The sequence below is a fragment of the Coleofasciculaceae cyanobacterium genome, from assembly GCA_036703275.1.
Classification (GTDB): domain Bacteria; phylum Cyanobacteriota; class Cyanobacteriia; order Cyanobacteriales; family Xenococcaceae; genus Waterburya.
In genome coordinates this window covers 15683-27557 of the sequence record DATNPK010000064.1, presented here as the reverse complement: position 1 = coordinate 27557, position 11875 = coordinate 15683, and the positions used below count along the sequence as shown (strand labels likewise).

The 11875-nt window shown below is 41.2% G+C and carries 9 protein-coding genes; 4 read left to right on the top strand and 5 right to left on the bottom strand.

Translation table 11 applies throughout. The annotated features are described in order from the left end of the window. Positions 1-17 precede the first annotated feature (17 nt). The 3 genes from purD (at position 18) to fmt (ending at position 4436) form a co-directional block, all read left to right on the top strand. Positions 18-1277 (top strand): phosphoribosylamine--glycine ligase, encoded by a 1260-nt coding sequence (gene purD / locus V6C71_11415; protein ID HEY9769084.1) that lies wholly within the window; start codon positions 18-20, stop codon positions 1275-1277. Positions 1278-1385: 108 nt separating this feature from the next. Further along, positions 1386-3380, top strand: coding sequence for an ATP-binding protein (locus tag V6C71_11410; protein HEY9769083.1), 1995 nt, complete (start codon positions 1386-1388; stop codon positions 3378-3380). 60 nt (positions 3381-3440) lie between these two features. Next, the gene (fmt, locus tag V6C71_11405) at positions 3441-4436 is read left to right on the top strand and encodes a methionyl-tRNA formyltransferase (protein HEY9769082.1); all 996 of its coding nucleotides are present in this window, start codon (positions 3441-3443) and stop codon (positions 4434-4436) included. 15 nt (positions 4437-4451) lie between these two features. Here fmt and V6C71_11400 read toward each other — a convergent pair whose 3' ends face one another. The 5 genes from V6C71_11400 to V6C71_11380 all read right to left on the bottom strand — a co-directional run bounded on the left by V6C71_11400 (position 4452) and on the right by V6C71_11380 (position 10201). Further along, positions 4452-5513 carry an Mrp/NBP35 family ATP-binding protein gene (locus V6C71_11400; GenBank protein HEY9769081.1) on the bottom strand — a complete coding sequence of 354 codons (1062 nt, stop codon included), beginning with the start codon at positions 5511-5513 and terminating at the stop codon, positions 4452-4454. A gap of 744 nt (positions 5514-6257) precedes the next feature. Further along, entirely contained in the window at positions 6258-6623 is a 366-nt protein-coding gene (locus V6C71_11395) for a hypothetical protein (GenBank protein ID HEY9769080.1), read from the bottom strand. A gap of 107 nt (positions 6624-6730) precedes the next feature. Continuing rightward, positions 6731-7390 carry a heme-copper oxidase subunit III gene (locus tag V6C71_11390; protein ID HEY9769079.1) on the bottom strand — a complete coding sequence of 220 codons (660 nt, stop codon included), beginning with the start codon at positions 7388-7390 and terminating at the stop codon, positions 6731-6733. 56 nt (positions 7391-7446) lie between these two features. Continuing rightward, positions 7447-9129 carry a cytochrome c oxidase subunit I gene (ctaD, locus tag V6C71_11385; protein HEY9769078.1) on the bottom strand — a complete coding sequence of 561 codons (1683 nt, stop codon included), beginning with the start codon at positions 9127-9129 and terminating at the stop codon, positions 7447-7449. Between the two features lie 103 nt (positions 9130-9232). Next, the gene (locus V6C71_11380; protein ID HEY9769077.1) at positions 9233-10201 is read right to left on the bottom strand and encodes a cytochrome c oxidase subunit II; all 969 of its coding nucleotides are present in this window, start codon (positions 10199-10201) and stop codon (positions 9233-9235) included. 693 nt (positions 10202-10894) lie between these two features. On the opposite strand from V6C71_11380, the gene V6C71_11375 reads away from it, so the two are divergent. After that, complete coding sequence (locus tag V6C71_11375) at positions 10895-11818, top strand: heme A synthase (protein ID HEY9769076.1); 924 nt, start codon at positions 10895-10897, stop codon at positions 11816-11818. The last annotated feature ends 57 nt before the right edge of the window (positions 11819-11875 follow it).

Here is an 11875-nt window from a genome sequence, read left to right as displayed (position 1 = left end):
AAGTAGTTATCTAGATCATGAAAGTATTAGTAGTTGGCAACGGGGGTAGAGAACACGCCTTAGCTTGGACGTTATTACAATCTCCTAACGTAGAACAGGTTATCTGTACTCCTGGCAATGGCGGTACTGCCACGCTGAAAAACTGCCAAAACCTGCCCTTGGCTGTAGATGATTTTGCGGGAATTGCTCGGGCGGTATTAGAAAATCAAATTTCTTTGGTTGCGATCGGTCCAGAAGTTCCCTTGTCGCTAGGAATTGTTGATTATCTACGCCAGCGCGACATTGCTGTATTTGGTCCTACTAAGTCAGGAGCGAGAATTGAATCTAGCAAGTCTTGGGCAAAAGAGATTATGACCCAGGCAAATATTCCCACCGCAGTCTCTCAGACTTTTACCAATGCGGTTACTGCTAAAGAATATATTCAACAAGTTGGTGCGCCGATTGTAGTTAAGGCTGATGGGTTGGCTGCGGGTAAAGGAGTTATTGTGGCGGCTACTCTGGAAGAGGCGATCGCCGCGGTAGATGAATTACTGGGTAAAGATTCTGGCAAAATAGTAGTTGAAGAATTTTTAACTGGAGCGGAAGTATCAGTATTAGCGATCGCCGACGGTAAAACTATTCGTTCTTTATCTCCTGCCCAAGATCACAAACGCATTGGCGAAGGAGACACGGGGAAAAACACTGGAGGCATGGGAGCATACTCACCCGTGCCTTTGGTCACAGCAGAATTGATGACCAGAATCGAACAAGAAATATTGCAGCCTACCCTAGAAGCTCTAAATCAGAGAAACATCGATTATCGAGGAGTATTATATGCAGGTTTAATTATTACTCCCTCAGGCGATCCCAAAGTAATTGAATTTAACTGTCGCTTTGGCGATCCTGAAACTCAGGTGGTTTTACCCCTACTGAATACTCCTTTAGACGAAATTTTGCTTGCCTGTGTCGAACAAAGATTAGAGCAACTACCGCCTCTAAGCTGGAAAGCTGGAAGTGCTGTATGTGTAGTGGCTGCTTCTGGTGGTTATCCTGATGCCTACGAAAAAGGGAAGGCGATCGCTGGTATAAATGAAGTTAACCAAGAAGGAGTAATTATATTTCAGGCAGGAACAAAATTACAGCAAGATCGCTTAGTTACCGATGGTGGAAGAGTGTTGGGTGTCACTGCCATAGGGGATAATTTTGCCCAGGCAGTAGCGATCGCCTATGATGCAGTAAAATCTGTGCAGTTTGAAGGAATGTATTACCGTCGTGATATTGGACATAAGTATAGATAAAATTAGAATTAATTAGCATTAATTAGTATCAAATCATCAGATTTACTCAATAGTTTGTTACACAGTTGGTAAACTATAATTCAGGCAACTTAATATTTATTATTACTGTTGAATAAATTGCTGACCTTTATTGCCAAAATTAAAAAAATTATTGCCCTCTGGTGGTCGGAATTTACCCTCCAGACAAAACTTATGGCTGCCGCTACTCTGGTTGTTTCATTGATTATGAGTAGTTTGACTTTTTGGGCAGTTAATACGATTCAATTAGAATCTAATATTAACGACACACGTTTTGGCAGCGATCTCAGTATTTTGATTGCTTCTAATGCTGCCCCTTTGGTTGCGGAAAATGATATGCAGGGTCTAGCTGATTTCTCGACTCGTTTCTATCGCAGCACCTCTAGCATCCGCTATTTGATCTATGCCGATCGCTCAGGTAATATCTTTTTTGGCATTCCCTATTCTCAGGCAGAAAATCAAAACACGCTGACGATTAAACGTCGAATCAAGCTACCTGAAGACTACGCTCAAAACAGCGATTTGCCCTTTATCCGACAGCACCAGACCCCTAACGGGCAAGTTACAGATGTTTTTGTTCCTCTGCGTCAAGATAGTCAGTATTTAGGGGTACTGGCAGTGGGAATCAATCCCAACCCAACGATCGTGGCATCATCAAATCTAACGCGAGATGTAACTATCGCCGTGTTTATTACTATCTGGGCTATGGTAATCCTGGGTAACGTCTTCAATGCTCTAATGATCACCAGACCGATTAAAGAACTTTTGGTGGGAGTAAAAAATATTGCCGCTAAAAATTTTAAACAGAGAATCGATCTGCCTCTGCGGGGGGAATTGGGTGAATTAATCGCTAGCTTTAATTTGATGGCAGAAAAGCTAGAAAACTATGAAGAGCAAAACATTGAAGAAATAACTGCCGAAAAAGCTAAGCTAGAAACTTTAGTTTCGACGATCGCTGATGGTGCGGTACTAATCGATCCTAATATGCAGATTATTCTGGTCAACCCTACCGCTAAAAGTATTTTTGGTTGGTCAGAAGATGCGATCGGCGATAATGTGCTGCATCGCCTTCCCTCAGAGTTAACCACTAAATTAACTAAGCCTCTTTATCAGATGATTGAGAGAAAAGTTGAACTAGAAAAGAATAAATCAGAATTAGCTTTAGCCGAATCTGAACGACATCATTTTAGCGATCGCGATGAATTTCGCATTACTCTTCACCGACCTATACCTAGAACTATCCGCGTTTTGTTAAGTCGGGTTTTGGATGGTGGTAGCGCCAATATCAAAGGAATTGCCATGACGATTCAGGATATTACCCGTGAAGTAGAACTAAATGAAGCTAAAAGCCAGTTCATTAGCAATGTTTCCCACGAACTAAGGACACCTCTATTTAACATTAAATCTTTCATTGAAACGTTATCAGAGTATGGTGAAGATCTAACCCAAGTTCAGCGTCGAGAATTTTTAGATACGGCTAACCATGAGACAGATCGTCTGACTCGTTTAGTCAATGACGTTTTAGATTTATCTCGTTTAGAATCATCCCGCACTTATAATTTGAGTCAGGTCGATTTAAATCAACCAATCGAACAGACTTTAAGAACCTGTCAATTAAACGCCAAAGACAAAGGAATTGAACTATATCAGGAATTAGAGCCTAATTTACCCTTGGTATTAGGTAATTACGATCTGATACTACAGGTTTTGACGAATTTGGTAGGAAACAGCCTGAAATTTACTAATTCAGGAGGTAAGGTTACCGTTCGTGCCTACCAAACCCCAGCACAATCTAATACTTTAAATCAGCTAGCCGTAAAAATAGAAGTGGCTGATACGGGAATTGGCATTTCCACCGAAGATAAAGAAGCTATCTTTGAACGTTTCTTTCGAGTAGAAAATCGAGTTCATACTTTAGAAGGTACTGGTTTAGGTCTTTCCATCGTGCGTAATATTATCGAGAAGCACAATAGCAGAGTTTATATCGACAGCGAAGTAGGTGTCGGGACTACCTTCTGGTTTGAACTGCCAGTTTATCAAGCAGAAATTGAACAGCCAATTCAAGCAGTTAGCCTAATTGATTAACGCTTTAGTTGACTGCAATATGGCAGACAATTTCACAACTTTCACCAAATTACTCAGTAGATGAAAATAGTTTTTTTTGGTACTCCTCAGTTTGCTGTTCCGACTCTAATCAAACTGCTGGAATCTGACATTGAAGTTGTAGCGGTGGTAACTCAACCTGATAAGAGAAGAGGTAGAGGTAATAAAACTCTACCTTCGGCAGTAAAACAGCTAGCACTAGAGCATAATTTACCTGTCTGGCAACCTAAAAGAATTAAAAAAGATCGACCAACGCTGGATCGGCTTAAAGCTGCTGAAGCCGACTTTTTCGTAGTTGTAGCTTATGGGCAAATTCTCTCCGCTGAAATTTTGAATATGCCCAAACTAGGATGTATTAACGTTCATGGTTCTTTGCTACCAAGCTATCGTGGTGCTGCGCCAATTCAATGGAGTATTGTTAATGGCGATCGCACTACGGGAATTACCACGATGTTAATGGATGTGGGCATGGATACGGGAGATATGTTGCTCAAAGCCGAAACAGAAATTGGACTGCTGGATAATGCTCACGATTTAGCCGTGACTCTTGCCGGCCAAGGGGCAGATTTATTATTAGAAACTTTATTTAAACTAGAACAAGCAATTACCCCTATTCCTCAAGATGATAGCCAGGCTACTTACGCCAGACTGATCGCAGGATCTGACTTTGCGCTCGACTGGTCCAAAAGTGCGATCGCCATACATAATCAGGTGCGCGGTTTTTTCCCCAACTGTTTTGCTACGTTAGAAGCTAAAAGACTAAAGATTATTGCTACAGTTCCAATTACCAAAAATACTATCGACAGCTTGCCAGAAGAATATAGCAGCCTAAAGCAGCAATATCCAGAATTATGCTCTCTTACGGGTAAACCTGGAGAAATAGTTAGTAATATTAAGAACCAGGGTGCGGTAGTGCAAACAGGTTCAGAATTATTACTCCTCAAACAAGTCCAGCTTGCGGGAAAACGCGCTCAGTCTGGTTGGGACTTTGTTAATGGAATGCGCCTGGAAGTGGGAACTGTATTCGATAACGGATGAATACAAAAAATCCCTTTATGCAAAGGCAGCGATCGAGACTTTAGCAGCAATTTGTTCGGCGATCGCCACTAAAGCTTTAGCAGAAGCCGACTCAGGCTGGGCAACTACAATGGGAATCCCGTTATCGCCCCCCTCTCTCAAGGCAATTTCTAAAGGAACGCAGCCTAATAGAGGAATATCCAATTCTCTAGCAGTTTTTTCGCCACCACCAGAACCAAACAAGTCATAGCTTTTTTCTGGTCGATCGGGGGGTATAAAATAGCTCATGTTCTCGACAATTCCTAGTACATTTACGCCTAACTGCTGGAACATTTTTAAACCACGACGAGCATCTATCAAAGATACAGTCTGAGGCGTTGTCACTATTACTGCCCCTGCCATTGGGACAGCCTGAGCCATAGTTAATTGAGCATCTCCTGTACCAGGAGGCATATCGACGATTAAGTAATCTAGTTCGCCCCACTCTACCTGATAAAGAAACTGCCGAATAATACCGTTAAGCATTGGACCGCGCCAAATCACAGGCTGATCTGGGTCAATCAAAAATGCCATCGAAACTAGCTTGACGCCATGATTGAAAGCAGGCTCTAGTATTTCGCCACTGCTGCCTTGCTTAACCGCAATTTTGGCATCAGACAAGCCAAACATATTAGGCGCGTTAGGACCATAAATATCAGCATCTAACAAGCCGACTTTTGAACCTTTAGCAGCTAAAGCCACCGCTACATTAGCAGCCACGGAACTTTTACCCACACCGCCTTTGCCGCTAGAGATCGCAATAATATTTTTGATTCCTGGAACAGAAGTGCGATCGGGCAAAGATTTCTGTTGAGGAGTTTCGGCAGTTACCTCTACCTCTACGGTTTCTACTCCTGATAGTGTTTTGACCGCGGTTTGACAATCCTCAACAATAAATTCTCTCAGAGGACAAGCAGGAGTGGTTAATACTAATGTAAAGCTTACTTTTCCTCCATCTACAGTCACGTTGCGAATCATGTTTAGCTCGACAAGACTTTTTTGTAGCTCAGGGTCTTGTACGGGACGTAATACTTCTAAAACTGATTTAGTATTTAACATTTTATTATCCTCTCAAAGGCGATCGCGCTCATCGCCGTTATTTATTAAACCCAAGTATAGTTACCTATTTTTAATTATTAACGCAAAGGGTTCATCGGAGCAATGAACAATTATTCATATTCTACAAAATCAACTTTTCTGCTCAATAATTGCGATCGCCTCATTTTGCTCGGCAATTATTGGCTAATAATTAGGAACTAACGCGCTCAACGTTCATCTATTCCACCTGTTATAATACCTCTTGTGTTTGTTGATCAAGTACTGTATTTCCCTGTTGCTGAGACAATTGTGCCGCTTTTTGTAAATCAGCGATCGCCGCTTGATCATCTAACTATATAAATATAGTCGGTAAATTATCGCGATCGCGAAGCGCGATACATAGCGAGTCCTTTAGAGCAAGCCCGAAGGGTAATCGCCTATTTTCATGGTTGCGATATCTAATACTAAATCCGATTGATAAAGGTCATTATCGAATTTCTTTAAGTCCCCCATATTTGGGGGATTTAGGGTGGGTGGAAATGCTTCTGGCTAAGAAGCTTATTCCACACCTATCCGAAGGGGGCAATTAAAAGTAACCTCTGTGAACAAGATTTAGTATAAATTGCGATCGGCTCTACCAACTACATGGGCGAAAACTTTTAGATAAAAAAATAGAGATGCTTTAATTAAACATTTCTACAAAATCAATAACCTAAATCAATTTTCTAATTTTATTTATTCTCGATTACAGAAATCGGCGTTTCCTTAATAAGTTGCCGATTGGGTTTGTGATAAGGAAAGAGGCGATGTATTTTGCTCCTGGAACGAAATATTATTTAAGGTTATATTTTGTTCCGCATCTTTGTTCCATTTAGTATAATAAGTTTCTAGTTGATTGTTGTAAATAGAGATTTCTCTTGATAATTGTTGTTGCAAGCAAACGCTATATCTTTCTAACCAAACTTCTCTAGCAAATTCAGTAGACAGATCGCTACAGCCAGCGATTTGTCCAGTTACTCGATAATAAGTATCGCACCCAATAGCTAAAGCTCTTTTGGTTTCGTTTAAAGGAAAAGCAATTATGCCAAAAGTTACGAAGATTATACTTGAAAGATTTGCAGCATATTTCATCTGGTTTATCAGTCCAATATTTTATTATATATTTCAAAAAAATAGGGGCATTTTGCAACGCCCCCAATTGATTAAATTGCTCGAATCGAAGAAATTTATCGTAGAGATTAATTAATTAGATATACCAAGACGAATAAGACTAACCAAATAACATCAACAAAGTGCCAGTAAATCTCGGCTGCTTCTACTCCAAAATGACTGCTGCTAGAATAGTGACCTGATTCACGCGATCGCCATAAAACAGAGAGTATTAGTAATACTCCTGTCAAAACGTGCAAACCGTGGAATCCAGTCAAGACATAAAAGCAACTAGCAAACAGGTTAGTAGTTAGACCAAACTCAGCATGGAAATATTCATAAGCCTGACCAGCTAAGAAAAGTGCACCCATTGCTGCGGTAATAGCAAACCACTTTTGCAAGCCTTTGACATTACCATTTTTCAAGGCTTTTTGTCCTTCGTGCATGACAAAGCTACTAGCCACAAGGATTGAAGTGTTAATAATTGGAACTAGCAATTCTAGTTCAGACGTACCTTCGGGTGGCCAAACGGGCATAATCGCCCGATAGATCAGCAATGCTGCAAAAAAGCCGATAAAGGTCATGCTATCGGAAACTAAAAAGATATATAGACCAAACATCCGATGATCGGGATGTCCATGATGCCCCTGTTCTGCTTCTTGTTCAAAGGCGATGCCTTCGGCTAGCTTCGCATTCGCTATTTGGGATTTATTATCTACGGTTGAACCTTGCATATACTTATTTGTCATGAATTAATAACTCAGGTAGGGATTTAGCATTGCCAAACCCCTACAATATCTTTTGTTTACGAACCTTCGGCGGTGACTGTTGCTAACATATCTTGGACATCTTCATCGCCATCGATACTTTCCGTATCTACACCATAATCATAAGGTCCTGCCCACAATACGGGTTCTTCTTCAAAGTTTTCGATGATTGGGGGGGAAGCTGTTTGCCATTCCAAGGTTAAAGCACGCCATGGGTTACGGGCAGCTTTGTCTCCTTTATACAAACTCCAAATAATATTAATAATGAAGGGGAAGGTAGACAGTGCCAGGATATATGACCCAATCGTACAGACCATGTTAAGAGTCTGAAACTGAGGATCGTAAAGAGCAACACGGCGGTTCATACCCTGTAAACCCAATTGATGCATGGGCAGAAAAGTAATGTTGAAGCCCACAAAAGTCATGACAAAGTGAATCCGACCTAAGGTTTCGTTAACCATACGCCCAGTCATTTTAGGAAACCAGTGATAAACTCCTGCAAATAAGCCAAATACCGAACCACCAAACAAGACGTAGTGGAAGTGAGCCACAATAAAGTAAGTGTCGTGGACATGGATATCGAATGGCACAGATGCCACCATTACCCCACTCAAACCACCAATTAAAAAGGACGAAAGGAAACCAACGGCAAAGATAAACGCACTGTTGAGACTGAGTTTTCCACCCCAGATAGTCGCACACCAGCTAAACACTTTGATCCCCGTCGGCACGGCAATAACCATCGTGGTTGCCATAAAAAACATCCGCAACCAGCCAGGAGTACCACTAGAAAACATATGATGCGCCCAAACAATTAGACCCAAGAAGCTAATTGCCAAACTAGAATAGGCGATCGCTCTATAGCCAAAGATGGGTTTGCGAGCATGAACGGGCAAAATTTCCGAAATTGCGCCAAAAAAGGGCAAAATCATGATGTATACCGCAGGATGAGAATAGAACCAGAACATATGCTGGTAAACTATCGGATCGCCACCCCCCGCAGGATTAAAAAATGCTGTTCCGGCAATCAGGTCAAAAGAAAGTAATATTAGAGCCGCTCCTAGTACAGGTGTACCAATCAAAATCAAGCCCGAAGTTGCTAGCATTGACCAGCAAAATAAAGGCATACTGTGAATGTCCATATCGGGCATTCGCATCAACAGGATAGTGGTGACAAAGTTAATTGCCCCCAACATTGAAGATACTCCCAAGATCAATACGCTAAGAATCCAAATTTCTTCTCCCGATTTACCGCTCATTAAACTTAACGGCGGATAGGAAGTCCAACCAGCTTGGGGCGCACCGTTAAAAAAGCTGCTTAGTAGTAAAAGACCGCCTGGGGGGATCATCCAGAAGGCAACCGTATTAAGACGGGGGAATGCCATATCTTCTGCCCCAACCATCAGCGGAATTAGATAGTTAGCAAATCCTGCCCCCGCAGGGATAATCCACAGAAACAACATAATTGTTCCGTGCATAGTCAAAAGCTGATTGTAAAACTCGGGTTGCACAAAATCGGGATCGGGAGTAGAAAGTTCAGTACGCATCACCTCGGCTATTGCGCCACCAACAAAGTAAAAGAAAAAAGCAGTAACTAAATACTGAATACCAATTACTTTATGATCGGTACTAAAGCCAAAGTAGTCCTGCCACTTTCTTTGAGGATGTTCGTTATGCTCTGGCGCTGTTATGGGAGCATTTCTTTCTAATGTTGTACTCATTCTGTATGTAATCTAAAAATCTAATTAATCTGTTTTAGGAGCTAATAGCTATTAGCCATTAGCTCTTTTTAAATACAGCTAGCGGATTAGCTTAGCAAACAAGCTAAGGTTTTAACTGTGCCAAAGCAGCAGCATCAACCCCTATGTCATTTGCATAAGGAGCTAAGAATTTTGCATCCGAATCATCGGAATTTGCTACAGGACTCATTGCCACAGATTCGCTACTGTTATCATTCATCGCGAAAGTGTTTTCCTGAATCCACTTTTGATAATCTTCTTCGCTTTGGACATAAAGCTGGGTTTTCATCCCGCCATGATACGCACCACATAGTTCGGCACAAACAACAGGATATTGCCCGACTTTATTAGGAGTAAAAACTAAATTAGTTTCTCTACCAGGGATTACATCCTGCTTAATCCGAAATTCAGGTAGCCAGAAGGCGTGGATTACGTCTCCCGCAGTCATGTTTAACGCTACAGGGCGATTGACAGGTACGTGTATTTCTCCTGAGATAACGCCAGTGTCAGGATAGGTAAATACCCAGGCATATTGAATTCCGTTGACCTTGATTTCCAGGCGATTGAGACCTTGATTTGAGCCGGGAGAAGCTCCCAAGCCTAAAGCTATATTTTGCTTACTGGGGTCTAAGGCTACTAATGCTGCACCATGATGATTATGAGCCATTTGTGGACCAGGATCTCCTGACGTCATCGGATCTAATCCGCCCATGCGGTTATAAATTTCAAAACTATAAATGGATAAGATAAAGACAATTACGGTGGGGATGGCAGTCCAGACAATTTCTAAAGGCACATTGCCCTCTAAGGGAGGACCATCAGTAGTATCACCTTTTTTACGACGGAATTTAATGACTGAGTAAACCAAAACACCTTCAACCAAAAGAAATAGACCGGTGGCTATGGTCATCATAAAGTTGAATAGCTCGTCTACGTCTCCCGCATCGCTAGATGCTGCCGTGGGCAGAAGTCCGTGGTTTTGACCGTACCATAAACTGATCAAGGTCATCGCTATTCCTGCGATCAGAGTAAGTATGCTGCTCGGAATGTTCACTATAATAATTCTGGGTAGTATGTTCGCAAATCTTTACTGCTTAGTCTATTTAGCAGTTTAAAGGATCTCAACTTGTTAGTCTGCTGCTAACAGGCAAAAAATCTGACAAGAATTTTAATCTTAAAATTTTAGCTACAAAATTATTTTTACGTCCTATCTTATTAGGGTAGATCAGATTACCCATGAATAAACAGGTAGCCAACTAAAATTATTGCCAGATAAAAATGTTTCTTCAGCTTTTGTTTGGGATCTTTAAACCCCGATCTTTATTGGGGTAGCGTAAATTAAGCTAGTATTTGCTAAACTTAACTTTTTCTTCACAAAATTTCAGTTTTATTCGCTAGTTTGAGCAGCCAATCTGAAGAATATCTAAAAAGATAAAACTATTAGAAAAAGGTCGCTAGAGTAAAGATAATAAAGTTAACCCGCGTAATATAATAGTTTGATTTTAAAGCGACTGTATTTTTTAACATTTTTTAACAATGTCAACGATGTCTTGGTGGAGCAAGTCTTCAAGACTCGGCAATTACTAAATGGACTGAAAGTAAGACCCAGGTGCATTCTGCTTTGCGCTCAAACTGAATAGTATTTTTGGCAAACTATACGGTATAAATCCTCAAAATGAGGCTGTACCGTAGGCATCTCTCCAAGTTTAATCAAGTTTTATTTCCAAATATTTTCCTCAAATTTGCTATGACCGAATCATTTTTTCAACCGTCTATTACCAATGCTGAGCAAGTATCCCAACCTCAAGTTTGGATTAGACGTTTAGTCTGGAAAATAGCGATCGCTACTTTGCTGTTGATGGCGGTAGGGAGTGCTACTAGAGTCATGAATGCGGGTTTAGCCTGTCCTGATTGGCCTTTATGCTACGGTCAGCTTGTACCTACCAGACAAATGAATCTACAGGTATTTCTGGAATGGTTTCACCGTCTAGATGCAGCTTTAATTGGAGTAAGCGCGATCGCTCTATCAGGATTATCTTGGTGGTTTCGTAAGCAATTACCCCACTGGTTACCTTGGGCTGCTACTTTCGCCTTATTCCTCATTGTCTTTCAAGGAATCTTGGGCGGACTTACCGTAACTCAGCTGTTACGCTTTGATATTGTTACCGCACATTTAGGGACAGCTTTGCTATTCTTTAGTACTTTAATCATCATCGGTACGGCTCTAACACCATATCAAGGAACAAAAGCAGCAGGAAAACTACGTTGGATAGGGTTGAGTGCAGCTATCTTAGTTTACCTACAAAGCATCCTAGGAGGATTAGTAGGCTCACGCTGGGCATTACACCAATGTTTTGGTGGCTCACAGCTATGTAACGTAATGAATGCTCATATTTTGGGAGTAGTGCCACCTACTTTAGCCACAATAGCGGTTGTTTGGTTCGCCTGGAAAACTCCAGGGTTAAATAAAAATCTGCGAACTTTAGCCAATGCAGCAGCAGGATTAGTCAGCTTGCAAATTTTACTCGGTATCGCTACTTTTAAACTGCATCTTCAGGTTGAACCCCTAACCGTTACCCATCAAGCAGTGGGAGCAATTTTACTGGGAGTATTAATTGCCTTCACAGTATTAGCAATACGAGATAACAATGACAACAAATTATTGGCTTAGTAATTTAGTAATTATTTTGCCCAACTCCAATATCACCAATCATCAAGACCAATTTTA

Coding starts and splice junctions, on each gene's coding strand:
- V6C71_11375 (HEY9769076.1), top strand. CDS start 10,895: ATGACCGAATCATTTTTTCAACCGTCTATTACCAATGCTGAGCAAGTA.
- purD (HEY9769084.1), top strand. CDS start 18: ATGAAAGTATTAGTAGTTGGCAACGGGGGTAGAGAACACGCCTTAGCT.
- V6C71_11400 (HEY9769081.1), bottom strand. CDS start 5,513: ATGTTAAATACTAAATCAGTTTTAGAAGTATTACGTCCCGTACAAGAC.
- fmt (HEY9769082.1), top strand. CDS start 3,441: ATGAAAATAGTTTTTTTTGGTACTCCTCAGTTTGCTGTTCCGACTCTA.
- ctaD (HEY9769078.1), bottom strand. CDS start 9,129: ATGAGTACAACATTAGAAAGAAATGCTCCCATAACAGCGCCAGAGCAT.
- V6C71_11395 (HEY9769080.1), bottom strand. CDS start 6,623: ATGAAATATGCTGCAAATCTTTCAAGTATAATCTTCGTAACTTTTGGC.
- V6C71_11390 (HEY9769079.1), bottom strand. CDS start 7,390: ATGACAAATAAGTATATGCAAGGTTCAACCGTAGATAATAAATCCCAA.